Origin of the sequence: Paenibacillus albiflavus (assembly GCF_004344915.1) — a bacterium.
Classification (GTDB): domain Bacteria; phylum Bacillota; class Bacilli; order Paenibacillales; family NBRC-103111; genus Paenibacillus_AM; species Paenibacillus_AM albiflavus.
This window is the reverse complement of sequence record NZ_SKFG01000031.1, coordinates 1-24,738: the sequence shown is the minus strand read 5'-3', so window position 1 is coordinate 24,738 and position 24,738 is coordinate 1. Positions and strand designations below refer to the sequence as shown.

General features: G+C 42.9%; 23 protein-coding genes. 9 read left to right on the top strand and 14 right to left on the bottom strand.

Annotated elements, in window-relative coordinates:
- Nucleotides 1–39 precede the first annotated feature (39 nt).
- The 6 genes from E0485_RS20835 to E0485_RS20810 are packed head-to-tail and all read right to left on the bottom strand — an operon-like array spanning nt 40 to nt 7,999.
- Nucleotides 40–990 carry a DUF58 domain-containing protein gene (locus E0485_RS20835; protein ID WP_132420008.1) on the bottom strand — a complete coding sequence of 317 codons (951 nt, stop codon included), beginning with the start codon at nt 988–990 and terminating at the stop codon, nt 40–42.
- Nucleotides 987–1,976 carry an AAA family ATPase gene (locus E0485_RS20830; protein ID WP_132420007.1) on the bottom strand — a complete coding sequence of 330 codons (990 nt, stop codon included), beginning with the start codon at nt 1,974–1,976 and terminating at the stop codon, nt 987–989. The genes E0485_RS20835 and E0485_RS20830 overlap by 4 nt, the downstream gene beginning before the upstream one ends.
- Nucleotides 1,977–2,004: 28 nt before the next feature.
- Entirely contained in the window at nt 2,005–3,717 is a 1,713-nt protein-coding gene (locus tag E0485_RS20825) for a hypothetical protein (RefSeq protein WP_132420006.1), read from the bottom strand.
- A gap of 39 nt (nt 3,718–3,756) precedes the next feature.
- Nucleotides 3,757–4,662, bottom strand: a complete 906-nt coding sequence (locus E0485_RS20820; protein ID WP_132420041.1) for an ABC transporter permease — start codon at nt 4,660–4,662, stop codon at nt 3,757–3,759.
- A gap of 5 nt (nt 4,663–4,667) precedes the next feature.
- Nucleotides 4,668–5,597, bottom strand: coding sequence for an ABC transporter ATP-binding protein (locus tag E0485_RS20815; RefSeq protein ID WP_132420005.1), 930 nt, complete (start codon nt 5,595–5,597; stop codon nt 4,668–4,670).
- Nucleotides 5,594–7,999 carry a DUF7408 domain-containing protein gene (locus tag E0485_RS20810; RefSeq protein ID WP_132420004.1) on the bottom strand — a complete coding sequence of 802 codons (2,406 nt, stop codon included), beginning with the start codon at nt 7,997–7,999 and terminating at the stop codon, nt 5,594–5,596. Before E0485_RS20810 ends, E0485_RS20815 begins: the two co-directional genes overlap by 4 nt.
- A 357-nt stretch (nt 8,000–8,356) precedes the next feature.
- Between E0485_RS20810 and aspA the strand changes: the two genes are divergently transcribed.
- The 3 genes from aspA (at nt 8,357) to E0485_RS20795 (ending at nt 11,023) form a co-directional block, all read left to right on the top strand.
- Nucleotides 8,357–9,781 carry an aspartate ammonia-lyase gene (aspA, locus tag E0485_RS20805; RefSeq protein WP_132420003.1) on the top strand — a complete coding sequence of 475 codons (1,425 nt, stop codon included), beginning with the start codon at nt 8,357–8,359 and terminating at the stop codon, nt 9,779–9,781.
- A gap of 77 nt (nt 9,782–9,858) precedes the next feature.
- A complete protein-coding gene (locus E0485_RS20800; protein WP_132420002.1) occupies nt 9,859–10,632 on the top strand; it encodes a class I SAM-dependent methyltransferase in 774 nt (257 codons plus the stop codon).
- Between the two features lie 52 nt (nt 10,633–10,684).
- Nucleotides 10,685–11,023 (top strand): thioredoxin family protein, encoded by a 339-nt coding sequence (locus E0485_RS20795; protein ID WP_132420001.1) that lies wholly within the window; start codon nt 10,685–10,687, stop codon nt 11,021–11,023.
- Between the two features lie 81 nt (nt 11,024–11,104).
- Here the strand turns inward: E0485_RS20795 and E0485_RS20790 are convergent, their stop codons facing one another.
- The 7 genes from E0485_RS20790 to E0485_RS20760 all read right to left on the bottom strand — a co-directional run bounded on the left by E0485_RS20790 (nt 11,105) and on the right by E0485_RS20760 (nt 16,412).
- On the bottom strand, nt 11,105–11,827 hold the full coding sequence (locus tag E0485_RS20790; RefSeq protein ID WP_132420000.1) for an amino acid ABC transporter ATP-binding protein: 723 nt from the start codon (nt 11,825–11,827) through the stop codon (nt 11,105–11,107).
- The gene (locus tag E0485_RS20785; RefSeq protein ID WP_132419999.1) at nt 11,824–12,480 is read right to left on the bottom strand and encodes an amino acid ABC transporter permease; all 657 of its coding nucleotides are present in this window, start codon (nt 12,478–12,480) and stop codon (nt 11,824–11,826) included. The genes E0485_RS20790 and E0485_RS20785 overlap by 4 nt, the downstream gene beginning before the upstream one ends.
- Before the next feature lie 12 nt (nt 12,481–12,492).
- Nucleotides 12,493–13,293, bottom strand: coding sequence for a transporter substrate-binding domain-containing protein (locus tag E0485_RS20780; RefSeq protein ID WP_132419998.1), 801 nt, complete (start codon nt 13,291–13,293; stop codon nt 12,493–12,495).
- Nucleotides 13,294–13,444: 151 nt separating this feature from the next.
- Nucleotides 13,445–13,705: a hypothetical protein gene (locus tag E0485_RS20775; RefSeq protein ID WP_132419997.1), complete on the bottom strand. Its 261-nt coding sequence runs from the start codon at nt 13,703–13,705 to the stop codon at nt 13,445–13,447.
- 78 nt (nt 13,706–13,783) lie between these two features.
- Nucleotides 13,784–14,716, bottom strand: a complete 933-nt coding sequence (locus tag E0485_RS20770) for a dihydroorotate dehydrogenase (RefSeq protein WP_132419996.1) — start codon at nt 14,714–14,716, stop codon at nt 13,784–13,786.
- Nucleotides 14,697–15,398 (bottom strand): dihydroorotate dehydrogenase electron transfer subunit, encoded by a 702-nt coding sequence (locus E0485_RS20765; RefSeq protein ID WP_132419995.1) that lies wholly within the window; start codon nt 15,396–15,398, stop codon nt 14,697–14,699. Before E0485_RS20765 ends, E0485_RS20770 begins: the two co-directional genes overlap by 20 nt.
- A 162-nt stretch (nt 15,399–15,560) precedes the next feature.
- Nucleotides 15,561–16,412 carry an AraC family transcriptional regulator gene (locus E0485_RS20760; protein WP_132419994.1) on the bottom strand — a complete coding sequence of 284 codons (852 nt, stop codon included), beginning with the start codon at nt 16,410–16,412 and terminating at the stop codon, nt 15,561–15,563.
- A 131-nt stretch (nt 16,413–16,543) separates the two neighbouring features.
- Between E0485_RS20760 and melA the strand changes: the two genes are divergently transcribed.
- The 6 genes from melA to E0485_RS20730 all read left to right on the top strand — a co-directional run bounded on the left by melA (nt 16,544) and on the right by E0485_RS20730 (nt 23,450).
- Nucleotides 16,544–17,842 carry an alpha-glucosidase/alpha-galactosidase gene (melA, locus tag E0485_RS20755; RefSeq protein WP_132419993.1) on the top strand — a complete coding sequence of 433 codons (1,299 nt, stop codon included), beginning with the start codon at nt 16,544–16,546 and terminating at the stop codon, nt 17,840–17,842.
- 113 nt (nt 17,843–17,955) lie between these two features.
- Nucleotides 17,956–18,642 (top strand): response regulator transcription factor, encoded by a 687-nt coding sequence (locus E0485_RS20750; protein WP_132419992.1) that lies wholly within the window; start codon nt 17,956–17,958, stop codon nt 18,640–18,642.
- Nucleotides 18,635–19,915, top strand: a complete 1,281-nt coding sequence (locus E0485_RS20745) for a sensor histidine kinase (protein ID WP_132419991.1) — start codon at nt 18,635–18,637, stop codon at nt 19,913–19,915. Before E0485_RS20750 ends, E0485_RS20745 begins: the two co-directional genes overlap by 8 nt.
- Before the next feature lie 136 nt (nt 19,916–20,051).
- Complete coding sequence (locus E0485_RS20740; protein WP_132419990.1) at nt 20,052–20,744, top strand: polyphosphate polymerase domain-containing protein; 693 nt, start codon at nt 20,052–20,054, stop codon at nt 20,742–20,744.
- Nucleotides 20,745–20,768: 24 nt separating this feature from the next.
- Nucleotides 20,769–21,455, top strand: coding sequence for a DUF4956 domain-containing protein (locus E0485_RS20735; protein ID WP_132419989.1), 687 nt, complete (start codon nt 20,769–20,771; stop codon nt 21,453–21,455).
- 42 nt (nt 21,456–21,497) lie between these two features.
- A complete protein-coding gene (locus E0485_RS20730; protein ID WP_132419988.1) occupies nt 21,498–23,450 on the top strand; it encodes a CotH kinase family protein in 1,953 nt (650 codons plus the stop codon).
- A gap of 353 nt (nt 23,451–23,803) precedes the next feature.
- On the opposite strand, the gene E0485_RS20725 is transcribed toward E0485_RS20730, so the two are convergent.
- The coding region (locus E0485_RS20725; protein ID WP_132419710.1) for an IS3 family transposase at nt 23,804–24,738 on the bottom strand (935 nt) is incomplete at its 5' end.

Here is a 24,738-nt window from a genome sequence, read left to right as displayed (position 1 = left end):
TACCTCACCTGCTTTCTCTTGATCCTTAGTTGTTCTCTATTATTGCACTAGACCTGTATACCGCATGACCTGCAAAACCATATCATGAAGCGGTATATCCGTGCGCGCCCTAATATAAGTTAGTCCACGTTCATGGCAATATTGCTTTAACCCATCCGTATATTCAGCAATCACTTCTTGATAATCACGAAGCACGCGATTAGAGATCGCCACATCCTTACCGCCACTATGCTCGCTGTCAATTAATCTCAAATCCCCGACAAGCTTAGGCTCCAGCTCTTGCGGGTGCAACACTTGAACGACAACGACCTCTTGTTTGGCAGATAATAAATAAGAAAGTGCTTCCTCCACACCCTGCTCCGCTAGAAAATCTGAGAATACCCATGTCATTCCTTGCTGACGCGATAATGCATATGGATTCATAAATGGTCGTGCAAAATACAGATTATCGGCGTTAATCCCACCTTTATTTAACGGCTGTCCTTCTATCTTCTGTATAAAATGAAACAGGCGCTCTGCCGATCCTCTACCTCGCATAAGAGGTGTATGGTTATCAATCTGATCTGTAAAACTAGCCGCATCCACACGATCATAGGCTGCTAGTGCGATATAGCCGATACTCGCTGCCAATTGCTTGGCATATTCAAGTTTATTGGCCAACTTGCCGCCTTCTACAAGCAAACCACTTGAATCCTCACCAAAATTCATCGAACGCGACGCATCAATGAACAGATGAACCTGCAGCTCTTGTTCATCCATGTATTGCTTAATAAATGGCTTGCCAGTTCGACCGTACACACTCCAATCAAACCGACGTATATCATCACCTGGCGCATATTCGCGATAATCAGCAAACTCCAAGGAAGATCCAAGCTGTTTGGACCTCCTCTTCCCTTGCATCGTTCCTCTTATACGGCGCTTGGCTACTAATGTAAGCTGCTCTAACTGAAGCAGAAGCCCACTCGGCAAAAAAAGTTTGCCAGCTGTCATCGCGATTTCTCCATCGCAGCAATCATGTCTTCGATGATCGTATCTGTCGAAACTCTCATCGCTTGTCCTTCATAATTCAGCAACAGTCGATGTCTAAGCGCGGGCACAGCGACCTTCTGAATGTCACCCACCGAGACATGCAATCGACCCGCAGTTAGCGCACGTACTTTACTAATCGAAATAATCGATTGTATGCCCCGAGGTCCTGAACCGAATCTGACATACTTACGAACAGAATCCGGTACAGATTCCTGATCAGGATGTGACATCATCATCAGTCGAACCGCATAATCCAGCACTTCATCCGCAACCAATACGCCTTTAGCTCCAAGCTGTACGTCCAGCACTTGCTCAGCTGTAGCTACTGCCTCCGCCTGCAGGTGAATGGCTGACGTTGTGCGACGAACGATTTCTTTAAGCTCATCTCGTGTTGGATAAGATACATTTATTTTGATCATAAAGCGGTCTAACTGTGCTTCTGGAAGCGGGTATGTTCCTTCATTCTCTATCGGGTTTTGTGTCGCCAGGACAAAGAATGGCAATGGGAGTCGATGCGTTTCCCCACCAATCGTAACGGTCTTCTCCTGCATGGCTTCTAGCAGCGCACTTTGCGTTTTGGGTGTTGCTCGGTTGATTTCATCCGCTAGTACAATATGACTGAAAATCGGCCCCGATTGAAAACGATAGGAAGTTTCCCCTTGTGCACCAAATTGAATAATATTCGTACCTGTAATATCCGTCGGCATCAAATCGGGGGTGAACTGAATTCTCGAAAAGGACAGCTTAAGCGCATCGGCTACAGTCTGGACAAGCTTTGTTTTGCCAAGACCCGGAATCCCTTCAAGCAGCGCATGTCCCCCAGCAAAAATACACCAGAGCAGTTGTTCCACTACATCCTGCTGTCCAACGATCACTCGCTCCACCTGTTCTCTAACAGATGTGATCGTCTCCGACCATTCTTCCAATTGCACCTTCAAATCTACCATCCGTAATCTCTCCTCTATGCATATGACGCTATGGATTAGGTTGAATCTCCAAAAAGTATTGCTCTACAAGTCCTTGCATTCGCTCTGGCAATGGTGCACGATTCAGCGCATCCTTCGCTTCTGCAGCATACTGATTGTATACTTCCTCATAAGGTCTGCTTACGCCGTCAACCATCGGAGATGTACCGCCCTTCTGGACTTCCCCACCTTTACCGGAGTTAGGACCATTGTCTTTATATATATCGCCCGTACCTTCATACTTTCTCGGCGTCATGACTAGGTTGCGGTCTCCTACACCTACACCAGCCCCGGAGCCGCCTTGACCTGCTCCTATGCCAGTGCCTTGCCCACTGCCAGCACCGTTGCCTGAAGCAGCACCGGCACCTGAGCCATTGCCGCTGGCATTGCCATTGCCAGCGCCTTGCGCTTTAGCGGCGGCTTCATCCCACGCCGCATTATCCGCGGCGTCCCCGCCTCCCGCCGCGTCAAGACCGTCCGCCGACGCCTGCGCGGCGGACCATCCCTTAGCGACGGCGAGTCCTGCCGCCGAGCCTTGCTTAGCGAGCTGTTCCCCTAGCTCGCCAAGCTGTGCTTGCTGCGCTTGCAACGCAGCTAGGGCTTGCTTCGATGCGCCCATCTTCGCCAGCGCTTCGGCGAGCTGCTTATCCAGCTCCGCCAGCTTGTCTTGCAGTTCACTCGCATCGCCATCTTGCTTCGCAGCTGCCGCAGCGGCCTCGAGTGCTTTGCGCAGCGCGTCACTCTCTGCTTTGCCATCCTGCGGCATCTGCTGAGCGAACTGCTCAAGCTGCTTGGCTAGCGCTTCCTTCGCTTCAGGACTAAGTTTATTAACATTCTGCTTAAGCTCATTCATCGCTTGCTGCAATTGATTCGGATCACCTTGGCGCATCGATTTGGCTACTTGCGCGAGCATACTTTGCTTTTCCAAATCACGAAGCATTTGCTCAGCCTTCGCTTGCTCTTTCTTTAAATCATTCGCAAGAGCTTGCATTTCTTTCATTGACTTTTCCATATTCTCTAAAGCTTGATCGATACTTTTGGAATCTTTCAATCTCTCCTCTAGCCGCTCGATGGACTGCTTCGCTACTTCCCTCGTTGCTGTTGGAAGCTCTTTAGCCTCTAACAATTGCTTGAGCTCCTCGATCTTCATCTGTTGTTCTTGCACCAGATTGCGTATTTGTTCCTGCTTAGTACGCATCTCGTCCATTGGATTCGGTATCAAGGCGAGCGCCACAACGATAGCTAAACATAAGCAGCCAACAATGAATGGCTTACGTTGTGAAGGCAGAGGCATATTCGATCGAATGTCCGTTCCGAATCTATTGGCGACCTCGATTGCCTGTTCACGCTGTAGCTGTACAATTGGCGATTCATCCTGTATATAATGCAAAGCAGTGATCACCGCATTGCTCTTATCTGCTGAATCTATGATATGGGCAGATTGTGAATGTGGTATTCTACGAGCAATTCCCCCTATCACCCCACTTAGAGCACCTGCTAGAATTGTGATACCTGCGACTTCATATAAATAGGGCACCGGAATGAATCTACCCATTATCAACCAAACCAGAGCAGCAGCTGAACCTCCAATAATCCCCCAGTATAGGCATCGCAAAATTTCAAAAAGTCGAAGCCGCCGCTGCACAGGAGCAAGCAAATGAAGCAGTTCCTTAGACTTCATATTTACTTGTGCTGGAAACTGATCTTCAGATTCTGCTTTCATTTGATTCACCCTTCTCTTCACCCTTAATTTTAATTCGACCTATACTTGTTCCACTTGAAATTCTTTGCTCTTGCGAGCCACTGGCCTAATCTTACGAATACTAAGCCATAATGCTCCAATGATAATGATAGAGTAGAACAGAACGAACTCCAGCCATAATTCGATTGGCGCGCTTGCTGTACCGACATTAGCACCTCTCATTAGAAACACCTGCTTGGAGAAGCCTTCTTCAAAAATACTCATCAACGCCCCTGCCGGATTCAATCCGAGGATATATCCCACCCACGAATAGGTCGAATTTGTTATGATTGATGAATATCCACGATCCGACACCGCCATGAGGAAGATATACAACAGCCCCGTCCCGAGGAAAATAAATCCACCCACGCCATAAGTTACGATAATGGCTACAACAGTTCGTTTGAATACTGTCGAGAACAGCACCCCTAGTGATCCAAGCAATAGCATAATGAATAAATAGAAGAGGAAAACGAGCAATAGCTGTTTTGGTGAAATTCCTCCATATAAGAAAACAATGCTATAAATAGGCAATGTTGCAATGACGATCAGTGTCATAAAGCTTAGCGATGAGACAAGCTTACTTAGAATAATCGATGCCGAGCTTTGCTGCGTCGTAAGCAGAATGTTTAGCGTCTGCTTCTCTCTTTCGCCACTTATGACACCTGCTGTCAGTCCTGGCGTCATGAAAGCAACAAGAATGAGTTGTCCGATGGATAGAATATAGAACATTATTCGACTAGATTCTGGATTGAATCGGTTCTGACCTGATTGAAAGAGACCATTAGACATATAAATATATCCCATCGCCACTAAACTCAGCGCTAGAATGTAAAATAGCAAAGAGAACGTATACCTTGGCGTTCGCATGCGCAGACGAAATTCCTTGTCTAGCATTGGATTCGTTAATATTTGACGCAAATTGATACGTTTCACGGCTGAATCCCTCCTCTCGTAATCTCCAGGAACACATCTTCCAAGTTCGTTTGTGCTTCATTGAATGAGATAACGGGATAGCCCTTATCCATCAGCTTGCGCAGCAAGTGTACCTGTTCTTCATCGTTACCGCTAAAATGAATATGTACGCCTTGGGCATCATGCAGCACCATGGATACATGTTGTTCGTCGCGCAAGAATTCAGTTGCTTCTTCTGAACGCTCCATCAGCCTTACATGTAAAATACGGTTCGCTTTGATCTGATTCTGTATATCCTGTACTCTACCCTTGGCAATCAATTGGCCATGTTCAATAACGCCGATTTCATCTACCATTTCGGCAAGCTCAGGTAGAATATGCGAGGAAATAATAATCGTTTTACCCATTGCTTTAAGTTCCTTAAGAATCTCACGCATTTCAATTCTAGCCCTAGGATCAAGTCCAGATGCCGGTTCATCAAGAATCAACAGCTCCGGATCATGGACTAAACTTCTAGCGAGACATAAACGTTGTTTCATCCCCCGTGACAATGTATCGACATAGAAATCAGCCTTATCTGTCAAATTCACTAGCTCTAATAGCTGTGGAATTAGCTTATCTCTCTCGGCTCTTGGAATCCCATAGCTTGCACCATAGAAATGCAAGTATTCCACCGTCTTAAACTGGTCATATACCCCAAAGAAATCAGGCATGTATCCAATCAGCTTACGTACTTCCTTCGGATGCTGCGTAACTTCATATCCACCAACTCTTGCTGTACCTGAGGTTGGCAACAATAGCGTGGCAAGTATGGACATTGTCGTTGATTTACCTGCTCCGTTCGGTCCAACAAAGCCGAATACGGTTCCTTTATCCACTTGCATGTCGAGGGATTGAAGTGCTGTAAATGATCCATAAGTTTTGGTTAAATTCTTGATCTCAATCATGGCGTCACCTCTCCCTTAAGCGCAATGCCTGGAAAAACGACATCTCCACCAGTAGCCACTGTTAGCTTTAATTGTATTTTTTTACCATTATCTATATAGGGTACTAAGGCTGCTCGATCCAGTTTGAGCGGAGAATTTAAGTAAACGGGTTCCCATTTATTCTCCTCGTAATTCCAAGCTTCAGCCGTAACATTTCCTTGCACATAATCAATGGTCAGCTCTGAATATTTGGCGCCTTCTACTTTGGGCAGCATATAATCAACTACAACATAGCCATCTTTCATATTTAGCATCTGCATCCGACCATCAGAAGTATAGCCTTGAGAGTTAACTTCGCTTACCTCTGGCTTAATATAGCCCATTGGTATTGTGATCTGTTGACCATGAACAACGCTTAGCTTAAGCTCTTGTGTCCACATTGTTAATTGATCATTCCGAATCGTTTTACCATCCACTAGATAATCAAACCCTTGATCATTGCTCCATGCCAGAAATATCGGATCATAATTGGACAGCATGTTTTTATTTGCATAATAATTAACAAGTTGTCTTTGCCGTTCTTTGTCATCATTCTGGCTCGTATAAGGATAGATCATATATCCTATATCACTATAGACGGAATTAGTCGGCCCTTGATTTGCTTGTAACAAAACGGACACGGTGTCCTTACGCTTAATTTCACCTAAACTGATATATTGATTGCCATATACGACAAAAGCATCCTGTAAATCGGATTCTGTATTATTTGTAATCTTTCCTTCCAACGTCCCTGCAGCTGTAATCGATAAATCCCCAGTCAGCGCACCAAGCGGTTTGCTTCCTGTATCCTGAAGAAGTGTTTTACGAACAGACCAGAAAGGAACTTTCATAAATTCAATTACATTTGTATCTGCTTCAGAACGTATGTATAGCTCAGTCTCACCTCTTAAATTCTGCAAACTGTTGTTCAAAGAGTAGAACGGTAAAGGTGTAGTCATTTTATCAATGGACAGCGTGTAATTCCCGCTTCCAGGAGCGAATAGAGCGGTTCCTCCACTTCGTTTCCCTTGCCCTTTGCCATCCAGCTCTATTGTGCTGATTGTATGGCTGACTATCGCTGTTTTGTCCTTCGCGCCTACGAAATAAATAACAAAACTTGATAGGACAGCAATCGAAGGTATGATTACCCATGACCATTCGCGCTTATCGAATTTTTTGAGAATCAAATATAATAGAGGTGCTACAATAATCGCATATATAACTAATAGAATGGCTAGCATGCCAAATGGTGGTGATTGAATAGATGGAAAATAATCAAGCGCATTATTGAGCATCCAATCGGGATCACCACGATAGTACATCCCATTTTGCTGATTATATTCTTTAAGTTTATCTTGGAGGATGTCTCCCCACATCAGTGAATGCCCGTTCCAATTCGATACAGGCTGCAAGGCAACATCATAAGCAGCATAAATAACTTTGCCTGTACCAAACGATTTGGACACAACAAGTGGAATTTCATCCTGCTTCAAGATAACTTCACTCTCTGGAAGAGGCTTCGCAAGCGACAAGGTGAAGGGATCCGTCAATTGAAGCTCTTTTCCTGTAAATTCAGCTAAACTTGATAGATTCTGTATAGAGGTAGTACCCTCAAATTCCACAGGAAGCAGCTTTTGGAATGGCGATGCTGTTTTGGCAAAACCCGCTCCCCCTGACAGAATAAGTGTGCCTCCGTTATTTACCCAATTCGTAATCGCTTCAATCTGAGCATTAGATAAGGTTTCGGATGGGAACTGATTGATCGCTAAGACATCAATCGCATCTAGCATATTGGCGCTAGCTGGAAGTCGATCTATTGATATCGGGAACACTTCTAAGCTATATCGTTGCTGATTAAGCAAAGATAAGAAATTGAAAGTATCCTTATCGCCTGATAGAACCGCTACAGTCCCGCCAGAGAATGAACTAGAGAATAGACTTTCCGCTCCAGTTGCGAAGGGAATCACTCTACCGCTTTCTACTGAATCTTGATAGAAGCGTACACTATTATTATCCTTCGAGTAAATTCCACCAGGGAGATTGAATATGAGCTCTTTCGTAACGCCTTTCGGCAATTCAACATGCTGCACATAGCTAACATCCTTGGTATTCATCGTACCTATTTGAATAACCAAGTCCCCACTAATGTCTGCTGTGTCACTTGTAAGTTCAACTCGAACAGGATTCATACGATTCAATTTCGAGTTGGTATATGGATTTAGTCCTAATTCCGTCTTGATGCTTATCTTATGATCTGCTGCCTTCGCCTCTGCTGGCACTAACATCATGAGCAGCATACAGCACAGCGTCAATTGGATAGCAATAGATATGTACTTGCTATAACTTTTTCTTATAGAATGAAATATTCCTTCTAATAACCGCACTTGTTAATCTCCTCTCCTATTCCTACTACATTATTAACGTTAATTACCAATAAATAGTTTCTGATAATTCGTTTTTTTATTTAATAGACGAGCTTACTTTACAAAACCCTGCACCGTTCATCATTTTTTATAATTTACTTCCTCATTCACTCAATTATGGCAATTTTCCAATAAAGAAGGTTTACATTATTCTAAAGAAGAATATAATTAAGTCTGTTGATAGAAACCGTTTCCACCCTATTGCTGCGGCGGAATGGGTTTCTTCAGGTGAACCCTAGTATTTAGGGACACAAGGTATAATCTCTATATCATCAATTCACAAATTAGGTTTCTTCTATGGAACAGGAGGCTATTACAATGTCACAAGAACAAGTTCGGATTGAAAAAGATTTCCTAGGGTCACGAGAGGTTCCAGTCGATGTCTATTATGGAATTCAAACTTTGCGTGCAGTGGATAATTTTCCGATAACAGGTTATCGAATTCATGAAGAACTCATCAAAGCTATGGCGATTGTGAAGAAATCCGCTGCGCTCGCAAATATGGAAGTGAAGCAATTGAATACCAAACTTGGTGAAGCAATTGTTACAGCAGCAGAAGAAATTATAGCAGGTAAATGGCATGATCAATTTATTGTCGATCCCATTCAAGGCGGTGCAGGCACTTCCATCAATATGAATACGAACGAAGTGATTGCCAATCGCGCATTAGAACTGTTGGGTGAAACCAAAGGCGATTATTTTAAATTAAGCCCTAATACACATGTGAATATGGCACAATCAACAAATGATGCTTTTCCAACAGCTATTCATATCGCAACACTTTCAATGATCGATCAATTATTAATAACCATGAAGCAATTAAAAGAAACATTTGAGACCAAGGCATCTGAATTTGACAGCGTTATCAAAATGGGGCGCACACACTTGCAGGACGCAGTGCCTATTCGACTCGGTCAAGAATTTGCCGCTTATAGCAAGGTGCTAGGCAGAGACATCAAGCGTGTAGAGAAAACGAAGGAACATTTATATGAAGTAAATATGGGTGCGACTGCGGTTGGGACAGGTCTTAACGCTGATCCACGCTACATTGCAAAATGTGCTGAACTATTAGCAGAGAATAGCGGATTCCCACTTCAATCTGCTGAGCATCTCATTGATGCTACACAGAACACAGATGCATATACGGAGGTATCTGCGGCACTTAAGATCTGTATGATCAACATGTCCAAAGTGGCTAATGATCTTCGTCTCATGGCCTCTGGACCACGTGCAGGGCTTGCCGAAATTTCACTGCCAGCTAGACAGCCTGGATCTTCAATTATGCCTGGTAAAGTGAATCCCGTTATGTGTGAAGTCGTTAATCAGGTGGCATTCCAAGTTATCGGCAACGACCACACGATCTGTCTCGCATCGGAAGCGGGTCAATTAGAACTTAATGTGATGGAACCTGTGCTCGTGTTCAACTTGTTGCAATCACTCAGCATGATGAATCAAGTCTTTAAGGTATTCAGAACCTACTGTATAGAAGGTATTGAAGCGAATATTGAAATTTGCAAGCAATATGTTGAGAAGAGTGTCGGCATCATGACTGCGCTTAATCCACATTTGGGTTATGAGGTGTCTGCACGAATTGCTCGTGAAGCGATTGTATCAGGCAAATCATTGCGCGAGCTATGTCTGCTCTATAACGTTCTAACCGAAGAAGAACTCAATATTATTCTTGATCCGTTCGAAATGACCAAGCCTGGAATTGCTGGTGCGCAACTTTTAGCTTCACAATAAGCGTGATCACTACATTATTAGTGATGGTTCCTATTTAGGAGCCATCACTTTGTTTATTTATAGGAGGTACAACCAACTTGTTTAACGATAATTTAGAAGAATACGATGATCCGATTCTATACGATACCGAGAATGATCCTCACCAATCTGACATCCCTCTATTAATCAAATGGGCACAGCAGACAACGGGTCCAATCCTGGATATAGCTTGTGGAACTGGCAGAGCTACAATCCCGTTAGCACGCTTAGGACGGCCAACTGTCGGAGTTGATCTTCACCAAGGTATGCTAGACCAAGCGAAGGTCAAATCAGACAAACTAGATCTAGCCATCGATTGGAAACAGCAAGATTGCACAAAGCTGGATCTTCCTGCAAAGAGTTCTTTTGTCTATATGGTTGGCAACTCCTTTCAGCATTTTCATACGAATGAATCCCAGAATGCCCTACTCACTTCGATTCATCAGCATATGAATGAAGAAGGCATTTTTATATTTGATACCCGATTTCCAAGCGCGGAGGAGCTCTTGCAGCCAACCACAGAGAGCTATTGGAGAACTTATCAGGACCCAATAACTCATCACCAAGTGGATGTCTATACAATCAGCGAGTACGATGCACTTCGTCAAATTCAACATTATACAACGATCCGCAAGTATATCGATGAACACAAGCAACTGGTCAAGGAAAACAAGACACATATTAGTCTCCGATATGTTTACCCGCAAGAGATGGAGCGCATCCTACAATACAACGGATTTGCAATCATCTCAATTTACAAAAATTGGGACGAAACACCAATTGACAATGACAGCTACAGTATGATTTATATTTGTAAGAAGGTAAGCAGCTAGAATTTGATGCCATAATCAAGCATGAAGAGGCGACTCCCTAGGAGGTACACACATGACGACAATTACCTTAAATAAGCATTCTTTTAACGAGCAAATTAATCATGGGGTAGCGTTAGTAAATTTCTATACACCCTCGTGCGACGCTTGCCAAAAACAGATGCCTATCGTTGATGAACTAGCAACAGAGATCGGCAGGAAGGCAATGATTGCACATTTGAACATGGATGATGAAGCTGAGCTTGCTGCCGAGTTCAAAGTAACGAGTGCACCTACAATTCTTTTGTTTAAGGATGGGTACGTAATAGAAAAACTAATGGGACTCCAAAGCAAAGATTTGCTAAAGCAAAAAGTTGATCAGATCTTGCAAATAGCAAGATCATGTGCGAAGTAGTGTTTGTCATAAAGAAAAAGGACCGCTGCATGCGGTCCAAAACATATGGCTATGATCAGAAAAATACCCCTTAGATTCCCCCTACAAAACCTTCGATAAGAATGATTTCGTTCGCTCATGCTTTGGATTATCGAAAATTTCCTTGGGCTTGCCCTCTTCGACGATATAGCCGCCATCGATGAAAATAACGCGATCAGCGACTTCACGCGCAAAGCCGATTTCATGCGTAACGACGACCATCGTCATGCCTTCATGGGCAAGCTGCTTCATAACTGTAATAACCTCGCCAACCATTTCGGGATCAAGCGATGCGGTCGGTTCATCGAACAGCATGATCTTCGGCTGCATCGCAAGCGCGCGAGCGATCGCAACACGCTGAGCCTGCCCACCTGATAAAGATGGCGGATATACATCCGCTTTTTCAGATAAGCCGACTTTCTCTAGTAGCTCATACGCTTTCGTCTTAGCTGCTGTCTCATCTAGCTTCCGTACTTGCATAGGGGCAAGTGTAATATTCCGAAGAACAGATAAATGCGGGAAGAGATTGAACCTTTGGAATACCATGCCCACTTCCCTGCGAACCAGATTAATATCGGTTTGTTTATCCGTTAAACGGACGCCTTCAATCTCTATTTCACCCTCGTTATAAGATTCCAGCAGATTCATGCATCGCAGTAAAGTGGATTTCCCCGAACCAGACGGACCGATGATCACAACAACTTCTTTATGATGCACATGCAGGCTGACGCCTTTGATCACTTCCGTCTCCCCATAAGACTTCTTCAGATTCGTCATTCGGATCATTCTGTTCGATACTTCCTTTCGAGCCGATTCAGTACCTTGCTTAAAGTAAGTGTCAAAATCAGATAAATGATGGCGATAGTCAAATAAGATTCCCATACGCGCAAGTACTGTCCTTGTGCAGCCTTTGCCCAATACATAAGCTCCTTCGCCGCCACTATTGAAGCAAGGGATGAATCTTTAATAAGGACGATAAATTCATTGACAAAAGGAGGAATCATCCGCTTAATCGCTTGCGGTAATATAACAAATCTCATCGCTTTATAATGACTTAGACCAAGTGAGCGGGCAGCTTCCATCTGACCTCGATCAATGGATTGTACACCTGCTCTAAAAATCTCTGCACAATACGCTGCTGAGTTAAGGGATAAAGAAAGAATAGCTGAAAAAATTCCATTCGAAATTCCAAAAACAGGTGTTGAGATACCAAAATGAACAATCATGATTAGAACAAGTAAAGGAGTCCCTCGAATAATATCAACATACACTGTAAATGGAGTACGAATAATCTTATGCTTCGACATTCTGCCAAGGCCAATACCAAGACCCAATATCGTTCCAAAGAAAATAGAAGCAAGACAAATCCCAATTGTCAGCAGCGTTCCTTGTAAGAAGAAAGGGGCGTAAGTCTCAATGATGTCCCATCTGATATCCATAATAGAGACCCCTTATTTCTTATCTAGCAGAACCTTCACATCTGGTTCACTGCCGTACCATTTTTTATAAATCTCAGCGTATTTTCCATTCTCAAGTACGGCCTTAACTGCTGGGTCAAGCTTCGCCTTCAGCTCACTACCCTTCGGTAACAAGATGCCATAGAATTCGGATGCAAAGTTCGTCTTATCATAAAGCGCCTTATATTGCTTGTTAGGGTTGTTCTTCAAATATTCATTAACGATCATGTTATCTGCGACAACAGCGTCTATTCCTCCATTATCCAGCTCCATGAACGCCATGGTGATGTTCTCATACTTATTCAAACCCTTTAATTCTTTTCCAAAAAGATCTTCTATTACGGTCTGCCCAGTCGTTGCATTCTGTACACCAATCTTCTTATCTTTTAAATCCAGGGCGGTCTTGATGCCATCTTGCTTAGTGATAATCATGTTAGTCGATTCGAAATAAGGAATGGAGAAATCATAGGATTTAATTCGCTCATCATTGATCGTAACGGAAGAAATCCCCCCATCAAGCTTCTTGCCTTCTTGAACTTCTGCTAGGAATGAATTCCACTCCACATTGCTTAATTCATAATCCAGCTTTGCTTCTTTCATAACAGCTTCGAGGAAATCAACGTCAAAGCCTACAATTTTACCGTTCTCCATATACTCCTGCGGTGCCCAAGTCGCATCAGTACCAAATTTGTATTTCTTGGCCGATCCTCCGCTAGCTTGCTTATCTGTGTTCCCGCATGCAGCAACGACTAGTACCAAACAAATGACAATTGCCATGCTCCATATTCTTTTCATAGACTCGCCACCTTTTTATAATTAGAAAATTCAGATTATTTATAACAATACACTATTTGGATAATAAGGTAAATATACTCTGTAAGCGATTCCAAACATAAATCGAATAAAAAGCGACCGAGCCCTATGGCTCGACCACTTCATCCACATTTTATAATTTGCTGACAACTGCATCTACCAGATAGTCAAACAATTCGTCGTCCTCTTCAAGCTGTTCATCAACGAACAGGATGTCCTCTTCCTTACCGGACTCAAGCGCAAAGTTCAAGCTGTAATTCCATTCTTTCTTGTTTTTGCTTTGAAGCGTAATTTCATACTTGGCTGTATGGTCAGCATATTGGAACACAACATGTCCGATGTAGCCGTCTTCCTTAGAGTGTGAAACTGTCGTATCAATAATTTGGATTGTCATTCGATCACCTATTCATCTCACATTAGTTTCCCTCTATTGTAGAACATCCTTGCCTATTCAACAAGCATACGGCTACTGTTAGACAATGCCTCTAATTTCGTCCAGACTCTGAATATTCTCCTGTTCCATAAAAGCTTCGATTCCCGCAATAATTTCTTCCCCCGCACGAAGATTCATAAAGTTATAAGTACCGATCTGGATAACGGAAGCACCTGCCATAATGAACTCAATCGCATCTTCGCTACTTGCAATGCCACCCATCCCCATAATCGGGATTTGCGCATGCTTTGCAACTTGATGTACCATGCGCAGCGCAATTGGCTTAATTGCTGGACCAGATAGACCTGCATAACCATTATCAAACACGCTTCGCCTACGCTTAATGTCTATTTTCATGGCGGAGAAGGTATTGACGAGAGATACTGCATCTGCACCTTCTTCTTCACACATAACAGCCATCTCTACAATATTCTCTGCATTAGGTGACAGCTTGATCGCAAGCGGAAGAGTCGTAGCTTTGCGAACCTCGCGTATAACCTCCCGAGCTATTTCAGTTTTGATTCCATAAGCAATGCCGCCTTGCTTAACATTCGGACAAGATATATTAAGCTCAATCAAATCAACACCATGCAAGCCTTGTTCTCTCCGCTTGTAGGTATCTTCCGTAATGAGCCTAGCACCTTGCACATAATCTTCAATTGATCCTCCACCCAGATTCACAATCTTGGCAGGTTCAATCGTTTCCCAGAAGTTCATTTCTTCTTCCAAAAACATCTCAATGCCTGGATTCTCCAAGCCAACACTATTCATCATCCCTGATGGTGTCTCCCAGATCCGAATCCCGCGGTTGCCCGCTTTAGGCTGAAGCGTTAATCCTTTGCCAGAAATACCGCCGAGCTTGTTAATATCATAAAATTGAGCGTATTCTTTGCCAAATCCGAATGTTCCCGAAGCCATGACAACCGGATTGTTAAAATGAACCCCAGCAATCTTACAAGCCATTCTCTGCATCAAAGTTAACCTCCTCCGCTAGAAATACAGGACCGTCAACACATGCACGCTTATTACCTTCATGGCAGATTACACTGCACACAAGACATGCCCCAATTCCGCATGCCATTCGTTTCTCAAGCGATACGTACACCTTCGCGGAAGAATGCTTCGCTTTATCTGCGACCGCATGCATCATTCCGTGAGGTCCGCACACATAAACCATGTCGTACTGATCAGGCTCTATATCTTCAATGATGCTTCGCCCTACATTCGTAACAACCTGACGAGCAACTTGTTTAAATTCATCCACTAAATACGCTTCCTGACCAAATCCTAAGTAAACATCTGCCTCAGGAATATGTTTAGCCGCGAAGTAGAACGGCGCAATACCGATTCCCCCGCCAACCATGGCAACCTTGCCTTCTGGTTCAGGAAATCCATTGCCAAATGGTCCCTCAAGTCCAATGGAATCGCCGCTTTTCAGTTCCGCAAACATGCGAGTACCTTCACCGAACACCTTGTACAGAAATTGAATCGATCCATTATCGATATTGTGAATACTAATCGGACGTGAAAGAACAGGATAACGATTCCATGAACGGAGCATGTAAAATTGGCCCATCTTTCCTTGATATTCACCTTCTATGGTCATGAGATAAATATCCTTAGCTATTTCTTCGTTTGAAATAATGATAGACACGTTGCAGCTCCCTCCATGTTACAAGTAGGATTTGAGAAACCGTTCCACCGTTCAAAGCGGATTCGATTCTTGCTCCCCTGTGTAACTATGCACTGCAGCATCTTTCAAGTATGTAATGTTTTTCACAAATCATCCGATTTCCAGCTTGTAATTTCATCCATTCTAATCAGGATTGTTCTTCATCTTACTGCGATATTCACTCGGACTCATGCCATACCATTTTCTGTATTGCTTCGAAAAATAAAGCGAGTCTGCAAAACCAACAGAGGAAGAAATCTGCTCAATCGTTAAACGACTGCCCATTAACAATTTTGCGCGTTCCATTCGAATTTTGAGCAAAAAATTCATCGGGGATAAGCCTGTGTGCTTCTTAAACATTTTGGAATAATACGTACGATGATACCCTACGGAACGTGCTAACCTTTCAATAGAAATAGGCTGCGTGTATTGCAAGGTTAAGAAACGAATTCCTTGCTCAATCTGGTATTCAATATCGCTTAGCGGCTCCTTCTCAACTTGAACATTCACTTCGGTATACTGCATATACGCACCTAATAGCAGTCTTAAATAACCATTCGCAAGCATGTCACAACTGCTGTTTCCTGATCTTAATGCTTGTGTAATATCGCGTACAAGAGAAGAAATATGTTCACAATCAGAAGTACAAATAATCGGATAGCTGGCGGAAATGCCCATAATGCTTAAAGCCGCATCCATCTGCTGCCCCTTCGTCGCAAACCAGCGATAAAACCAAGGTTCAGTAGAATCCGACTCATACTCAAATAGCTCGCCAGGAAAAATAATAAAGCTATCCCCCCCGCTAAGCTCATATTGCTTACCACGAATCCGAAACCTGCCTTTACCGCTAATCACGACATGAATTAAATGATAGTCATGAACGGAAGGACCAACAAGATGATTGGGTTCTGTCTGCGATTCACCGCTAAATAGAATCATATATTCGCCTTTGCTCGGAATCGGATTAATTGCGACCTCATAATAAGCTTGTGACATAGGAACAACCTCCAATACTAAGTTACAAACTACATTTCTCCATATATGTATCGTTTCCCTCCATATCTCTAAATCATAGCAAAGCGGTATAGTAGAAAGAAAGATTACTTGAACTTAATGGAGGTTATATTGTGGCTAAAGTTACATTTCTAGGGGCTGGCAGCACGGTTTTTGCCAAAAATGTACTTGGAGACATCATGTCTACACCAGCGCTTGATGGATTCGAGCTTGCTTTATTCGATATTGATCCTGTTCGACTGCAAGATTCGTTGCAAATGCTGAACAATATCAAAAAGACACTAAACAGCAATTGTACGATAACCAGCTATATGGATCGTAAAGAAGCTTTACGAGGCGCCAAATATGTCATCAACGCGATTCAAGTTGGAGGGTATGATCCATGTACCATTACGGATTTTGAGATTCCGAAGAAATACGGCTTACGTCAAACAATTGCAGATACAGTAGGGATTGGCGGTATTTTTAGAAATCTGCGAACGATCCCGGTAATGTTGGATTTTGCAGCGGATATTCGCGAGGTTTGTCCAAATGCTTTATTTATAAACTATACAAATCCGATGGCTGTACTTACGAATGTGATGAACACCTATGGACAAGTAAATACGGTTGGGCTCTGCCATAGCGTCCAAGTATGCGTCCCTCATCTCTTCAGCAGTCTAGGAATGGATGCAGCAGGCGTACAATGGAAAATCGCAGGCATCAACCATATGGCATGGTTGCTTGAGGTTACCAAGAATGGCGTGGACTTATATCCTGAGATCAAGCGCAAAGCTGCAGCGAAGCAGCAGGAGCTGCATTATGATATGGTGCGATTCGAAATGATGCTGAAATTCGGCTACTACATAACCGAATCATCTGAACATAATGCAGAGTACCACCCCTATTTTATTAAAAGAAATTACCCAGAGCTGATCGAGCGGTTCAACATCCCGCTTGACGAATATCCGCGCCGCTGTGTGAATCAAATCGCAAATTGGAACAAAATGAGAGATGAGCTCGTGAACGACACTGCGCTTACCCATAGTCGTTCTCATGAGTATGCATCTTACATCCTGGAAGCCATTGAAACCGATATTCCTTACAAAATTGGCGGCAACGTCATGAACACAGGGCTTATTACGAACCTGCCTAAGGAAGCTTGTGTGGAAGTCGCATGCGTGGTGGATAGAAGCGGAGTTACACCAACTTATGTAGGTGACCTGCCACCTCAGCTTGCAGCCTTGAATCGGACGAATATCAATACACAACTGCTCACAATAGAAGCCGCCATAACGAAAAAGAAAGAACATATCTATCATGCGGCGATGCTTGATCCTCATACATCAGCCGAACTATCGATGGATGATATCGTATCAATGTGCGATGATCTAATCGAAGCGCATGGCGACTGGTTGCCAGCCTACAAATAAAACAAGAGCTGTCCAAGTGGATATTTTCACTGGACAGCTCTTTTCACATCGCACAGCTACAACATTTGCCCTCACCTGACCAGACTGCTATTATGTGAACTGAGGTGATAGGTATGCGAATTCTCGTCATTGAGGACGATAAACATTTATCGGATACGATTTGTGAAACCGTTCAGCATATGTTCGATACTGAGCAAGCTTATGATGGTGCTGAAGGCTTATATCTTGCAGAACACAACATTTATGACGTCATCATACTTGATCTGATGCTGCCTTCCATGAATGGGTATGAGGTTCTTAGTAAACTGAGAGAGCAACGAGTCACGACTCCCCTTCTCATTTTAACAGCCAAAGATGGAATAGATGATAAAATTCGCGGTTTTAAGCTAGGAGCAGATGATTACTTAGTAAAGCCATTCCATCGAGAAGAGCTTGTTCTCCGATTAGAAGCGATAATCAGACGATCGGTTGGGGAATTCAAAGAAAGCATCCTTCAATTCAAAGACCTCAAGATGAATCTGAGGAACAATTGCGTCACGATTCACGACGAAGTCATTAAACTAAATGGCAAGCAATATGACTTGCTTGAATATTTGATCAACAATAAGAACATCTTACTCACCAAAGAACAAATTTTTGATCGGATATGGGGATTTGAGTCCAGTACCTCGACTACGGTCGTTGAGGTTTATATCAGCAATCTTCGCAAAAATATGAAAAAGCATGGATATGACAAATTCATTCGAACGATTCGCGGCATCGGTTACATGCTATCCGAAAGCGGTGAGCAACATGAGTAAGCAACCTGTCATTCGTAAACAGCAGATAAGCTTCATGCTATACAACTTTATTGCATTCAGCATTATCTTCACCTTATTCGGTGTTATCGTATTTTCACAGATGAAATCTACGCTACTTGCCAAGGTTGATGAAGAGTTAACCCGCAATCAAGAGATATATGTAACAATGCCAGACATACTCCCTGGTAAAGATTTTATGGCTCCGCCTCCAAATAACAGACCGATCAACAGACCTAGCCCACGAATTATCCCGATCAAATGGAATGATGAAGGCCAGATTGTAAATATTGAAGAAATCGGCAAGCTGTTCTACGACAATTATTTTACAGAGCTGCAGTTTAATCCTCGTAATTTAGGCGTTATTTCGTCTATCATTTTAAATAATTCGAATCATTTTAGAACAATCACGATAGAAGAACATGTGCCTGACAATCAAGTTGCCTATGTACAGCTCCTGATAAATACAGATGGCGAGCAAAGCATACTGGCAAATTTTCAAAATATCATCATTCTATGCACGATTGTATTCATCTTGCTGTCAATTTCAGCTAGCTACCTGTTATCCAGACAAACGATGAAGCCGATTATGCGATCTTGGAACAAGCAAGCAGAATTTGTAGAGAACGCATCGCATGAGCTAAGAACACCTTTGACCATCATTCAGAATAAGATGGAGCTATTGCTAACTACACCTGATAAGAAAATCATCGATTCTTTTGAACAAATTGCACTGTCTCTATCTGAAACACGCAGGCTTAGTAAACTGACTACCGATTTGCTGACTTTGGCAAGAGCCGATTCTACGGAAACTGAACTAACTAAACAACCGCTAAACATCGACGCATTCATTCAATCTGTATCTGTACCCTATATCGAAATTGCTGAACTGCAAGACAAGAGGATCTGGCTTCAGCTTGATTGTAATCAGACGATCGAAGCCGATCATAATCGAATGCATCAGCTGCTCGTCATTCTGCTAGATAATGCAATTAAATACACAGGTGAGAATGATTTTATTGGTATTAAAACTTTCACGCAAGATAACAGAGTTCTGATTGAGGTAAGAGATACAGGTGTTGGTATTCATCAAGACAATAGAGAGCATGTATTTGACCGTTTCTATCGTGAGGATAAAGCAAGATCAAGAGAATCAGGAGGTTCAGGTCTTGGGCTGTCCATTGCGCAATGGATTGTAACAAGTCATCATGGAACAATTAGGGCTTTGCCGAATGAGCCCAAGGGTACCATTATTCGAATTAAACTACCTAAATAAAGCGATACATCAGAAGCTGTCTCTAGAAATCTATATCCGATTTCTAGGGGCAGTCTTTTTTTAAGGTTTCTTTAAGACTATCCGCTTATTCTATATCTTGCAGCAATCAATAACATACGAATAGGAGGTTAGCACAATGAGTATGAATGGGTTCAAAGGCCGCAGAGAGCTAAAGCATGCAATCACTCATGCGGATTGCCATTTGCTTCGCAATAATCTTAGGCATGTAATGATGCCCGACCCTCACGCTAAGCAAGACGGTCGATATCTTATCCGCAGCTGTTATTTTGACAACGTTGATAATAAGGTTCTAATCCAAAAAAAAGAAGGCTTATTCCATCGGGATAAATTCAGAGTCAGGTTGTACGACTATAACACAGAATTCATTCAGCTTGAGAAAAAAAGCAAACGTAACAATCTATGCTACAAAACCAAATGCCGTATAACAGCAGAAGAATATGAACGCATTCGGTCTGGAACTATCGATTGGATGGAGCATGACCCAAGATCACTTATTCGAGAGCTCTATATCCATATGAATTTATTCCAGCTCAAACCGACAACCGTCGTTGATTATGTACGGGAAGTGTTTATTTATGAGCAGGGTAATGTTCGTGTAACCTTCGACAGTTCAGTTAAGACAAGCTTTCGGAATACCGATTTTTTGAATCCTGATCTGATGATGGTTGAAACGCTGGACCCTAACATTGTCATACTAGAGGTAAAATTCGATGAATATTTGCCTGATCTGATCAAGAATTTACTATCTGCCAGCAATACTAGCAAAACCGCTTTTTCCAAATACCAACTAAGCCGCATGTATGGCTAACTATAGAACATGGAGGAGAACAACATGGGTACGATTACTTTTCAAGATATTCTTAAATCCAGCTTTCTCGAGAAAACAACCAGCTTCTCAATCATTGATTCATTGATCGGGATTGTCGTAGCTTTTGCAGTAGGATTATTCATTTATGTCATTTATAAAAAAACATTCGCAGGTGTGATGTATTCACACAGCTTCAATATTTCACTTATTGTGATGACGATGGCAACTGCGCTCATTATTATCGGGATATCAACGAACATTGTACTCTCACTTGGTATGGTCGGTGCGCTGTCGATTGTTCGCTTCCGAACACCTATTAAAGATCCAATGGATCTCGTTTATATTTTCTGGTCTGTTGCATCTGGAATTCTATGCGGTGCTGGACTCATTCCTCTTGTGATTATTGGCTCCATTCTTATTGGAATCGTTCTGCTATTCTTCGTCAATCGTCTGACTGTGGAGAATCCTTATCTTCTCGTTGTAAAATATACAGATGCTGCAGTTGAAGGAACTTTAGAGCAGATCGTATCGACTGTATCAAGAAAACATACCGTCAAATCCAAATCAAACTCGCCTTATGCAGGAGGAATGGAGATTACCTATGAACTGCGTCTTAAAGAGAATTCAACTGAGTTTATAAATAAGATCACTGGCATGAATGGTGTGAACTCTGCGATTATGTTGAGCTATGACGGAAATTTCACGGCCTAATGCTGCAAGTGAATGAAATTCGGGGAAAGGAGTGATTTCCTTGTGAAAAATAAATATGTTTTAGTTGTATTTGCTTTACTGATCTTCTTATTTATTACGATTATGTTCATGCTCCCACGAATCGGAGTTGAACCTGTTAAGCTGGATCATACGTACGAAGAGCAAATTTTTGATCAAAGTAGGGTAACATCAGTTGATATTACACTGGATGATAAAGACCTTAAGTCTATTTTTGCAAACCCGCTTGATGAAGCCATGGTACCAGCAGATGTCACGATTAATGGTAAAAAGGTACAAGGAGTTGGGCTGCGAGTCAAAGGCAATATGACGCTTACCTCCGTTGCACAAATGAGCGATTCAGACCGCTATAGCTTCAAGATTGACTTTGATTATTATCAGGACGATCTAAATTTATATGGCCTTAAGAAGCTGAATTTAAACAATAATTACACGGACCCTTCTCAGATGCGCGAATATTTGTCCTATGCTCTAATGGAATCGATGGGTGTGCCTACTCCAGCCAATTCTTATATGTATGTGACAATTAATGGTGAAGAATGGGGACTGTACCTCGGCGTTGAAGCCATTGAAGAACCGTTCTTAGCACAGCATTACGTAAGTGGTACAGGCGATTTATATAAACCAGATGGTACAGGCAGTGATTTGAAATGGATTAGCGATGATATTAAAGATTATTCTGGTATGAATCTGAAAACAAACAAAGGCGTATCGGATCAGTCTGCGATAATCGCTATGCTTGATGCGATTAACAATGGTGGTGATATTGAGAAAGTTCTTGATGTCGATGAAATACTGCGCTATTTTGCCGCAAACACAGCACTTGTCAACTTAGATAGTTATCAAGGTAATTTGAAGCATAACTATTATTTGTACGAGGAGAACGGTGTGTTCTCCATCCTGCCGTGGGATTACAATATGTCGTTCGGCGGCTTTAGTGGGATGGGCGGAATGGGTGGTTTTGGCGGAATGATGGATGCTGCTGATGGGATAGGCGATAAGTTGCCAGCTGAACAAAACAACAAGCAAGTTGAACAAAACAATAAGCAAGCTGAACCTAATAACCAGCAAGTTCAGCCTAACAACAAGCAAGCTGGGAACAACCGCAATCGGGGTATGATGGGTGGAAATCCTGGTGGAGATATGGCAGCTAATTTCCTGAGTGAAACGAACATTAACTTCAGTATCACTACACCTGTCTCGGGTATCAGCTTGGAAGACAGACCGCTGCTCAATTCGCTTCTCTCCGTTCCTGAGTATCGAGAGAAGTTTAATAGCTACCTAGACGAAATTGCAAATAACTTTTTCTCAGAAGATCAGATGTCAGCGAAGACAAAGCAAATTTCAGACTTAATCTCCTCCTATATCGACAAAGATCCAACCAAGTTCTACACCAAGGAACAATTCGATGAATCTGTTTCAGGTGATAAAAGTTTAGTTGAATTCGCCATTCAAAGGGCTGAATCGATCAAGAAGCAACTCTCTGGTGAGCTAGTCGTCGAAGCAACAACGACGGGTGGTCCACGAGGGGAGCTTGGCGGTCAGAATGCAAACGGAGATAAACAAGGACAAGGTCAGTTCCAGCCACCTAACTTTGGTAATGGTCAGGACCCTGGACAGATGCAACCACCTAACTTTGGCGATGGGCAAGACCTTGGGCAGATGCAACCGCCTAACCTTGGCGATGGCCAGGATCTTGGGCAGATGCAACCACCTAACTTTGTTGATGGGCAGGACCGTGGGCAAATGCAGCCACCTAACTTTGGCGATGGGCAGGACCTTGGGCAGATGCAACCACCTAACCTTGGCGATGGACGTAACCCTGGTGGAATGCAACGACCTGGCAACAATGCTTCATCAACTGCTAGCGGTGAATATACTTGGCAAAGTGTAGCTATCACCTCCGCATTCATCCTATTATTAGTCGGATCCACGATATTTGGGCTAAAATATCAGCGAAGAAGATACTCGAAATAATCAAAGAAGAACAGTTGTTAGGCTAATTCCTAACAACTGTTTTTCTATTTGTGTTGATGCAATGCGGCAACTTGGGGTGCTTTTTCGGCAATGGTTTTCCCTTTTTCGGTAATTCTTTACCGATCTCACTCTACCAGTGACCTCCACCGTGCTACCTAGCGCGATTCGGCAACTTGGGGTGCTTTTTCGGTAATTTGTTTCCCTTTTTCGGTAATTCTTTACCGTTCGCACTCTGCCAGCGACCTCCACCGTGCTACCTGAAGCAATGCGGCAACTTGGGGTGCTCTTTCGGTAATTTGCGGTTCAACCCCCTAAAATTGGACATTTACCAAGGTTTTAATTGGTCTGTCTCACTATAGGGCGATTTTTTGAGGGATTATCTTCCCTTCATGCACCAACCGAAGATAGTCCTTTGGTGGCCAGTCTTTAAGACTGCCATGAACGCGATCGTTATTGTAATAACGAATAAAACGATCCACTTCCTTAAAGGCTTCTTCGTAAGTTTCAAAACAGTTACGTAGGTAACATTCTTTCTCGATGATACTATGGTAGGACTCGATAAATGAGTTTTTGTTAGGCGTGTGAACTGGAATGCGCTCATGCTCAATACCAGCTAGTTCACAATAGGCGTAGAAAGCCTTGCTCACGAACTGTGGGCCGTTATCTGTACGTATAACTAGCTTGGTTTCTTGCCCGTGAATATTTCGTTTTAGAATGGCTTTCTGTACGATTTGCAGAATATCCTGTGTGCTACAAGCCTTACCCCGATGGTGAGCAACAATATTTCGATCGAATACATCAAGGATGCTCGCTAAATAGAAATGCCGACGTTTACCAGCTACGTATCCATATTTAATATCCATTTGCCACACTTGATTCGGTCCAGTAACGACGCGGTTATTGGCTACCTTTTTGGGTACAGCGTTTGTTATTTCACGTTGTGGGGCCAGTACACCCAGCTCTTTGCATAGCCGATATACTTTCTTCTTATTAATGACAAGGCGGTATTTTCGGCGTAATAAGATTGTGAGCTTGCGGTAACCAAAAGCTGCGTTAGGACCTTTAATAAGACGGCGTAGAATCCCTTTAATGCGTGCGTCTAAAACAACAGCACCATTCTGATCCAAGGAGTAACCTGGAATAGGGCGACCACTGCCTGTAGATGGCTGACGTTCTGGATGACACAGACGATAATAGTAAGTAGAACGAGGAACGTTACAGATACGCAGCACCGTACGAACAGGATAGCCCTTTTGAATCCAAAGGGAGGCTATTTCCAGTCGGGATG

Excerpts from the sequence above, each read along its gene's own strand:
- E0485_RS20835 (WP_132420008.1), bottom strand. The coding sequence starts at position 990 with ATGACAGCTGGCAAACTTTTTTTGCCGAGTGGGCTTCTGCTTCAGTTA.
- E0485_RS20830 (WP_132420007.1), bottom strand. The coding sequence starts at position 1,976 with ATGGTAGATTTGAAGGTGCAATTGGAAGAATGGTCGGAGACGATCACA.
- E0485_RS20825 (WP_132420006.1), bottom strand. The coding sequence starts at position 3,717 with ATGAAAGCAGAATCTGAAGATCAGTTTCCAGCACAAGTAAATATGAAG.
- E0485_RS20815 (WP_132420005.1), bottom strand. The coding sequence starts at position 5,597 with ATGATTGAGATCAAGAATTTAACCAAAACTTATGGATCATTTACAGCA.
- aspA (WP_132420003.1), top strand. The coding sequence starts at position 8,357 with ATGTCACAAGAACAAGTTCGGATTGAAAAAGATTTCCTAGGGTCACGA.
- E0485_RS20795 (WP_132420001.1), top strand. The coding sequence starts at position 10,685 with ATGACGACAATTACCTTAAATAAGCATTCTTTTAACGAGCAAATTAAT.
- E0485_RS20790 (WP_132420000.1), bottom strand. The coding sequence starts at position 11,827 with ATGATCCGAATGACGAATCTGAAGAAGTCTTATGGGGAGACGGAAGTG.
- E0485_RS20785 (WP_132419999.1), bottom strand. The coding sequence starts at position 12,480 with ATGGATATCAGATGGGACATCATTGAGACTTACGCCCCTTTCTTCTTA.
- E0485_RS20780 (WP_132419998.1), bottom strand. The coding sequence starts at position 13,293 with ATGAAAAGAATATGGAGCATGGCAATTGTCATTTGTTTGGTACTAGTC.
- E0485_RS20775 (WP_132419997.1), bottom strand. The coding sequence starts at position 13,705 with ATGACAATCCAAATTATTGATACGACAGTTTCACACTCTAAGGAAGAC.
- E0485_RS20770 (WP_132419996.1), bottom strand. The coding sequence starts at position 14,716 with ATGCAGAGAATGGCTTGTAAGATTGCTGGGGTTCATTTTAACAATCCG.
- E0485_RS20760 (WP_132419994.1), bottom strand. The coding sequence starts at position 16,412 with ATGTCACAAGCTTATTATGAGGTCGCAATTAATCCGATTCCGAGCAAA.
- E0485_RS20750 (WP_132419992.1), top strand. The coding sequence starts at position 17,956 with ATGCGAATTCTCGTCATTGAGGACGATAAACATTTATCGGATACGATT.
- E0485_RS20745 (WP_132419991.1), top strand. The coding sequence starts at position 18,635 with ATGAGTAAGCAACCTGTCATTCGTAAACAGCAGATAAGCTTCATGCTA.
- E0485_RS20740 (WP_132419990.1), top strand. The coding sequence starts at position 20,052 with ATGAGTATGAATGGGTTCAAAGGCCGCAGAGAGCTAAAGCATGCAATC.
- E0485_RS20735 (WP_132419989.1), top strand. The coding sequence starts at position 20,769 with ATGGGTACGATTACTTTTCAAGATATTCTTAAATCCAGCTTTCTCGAG.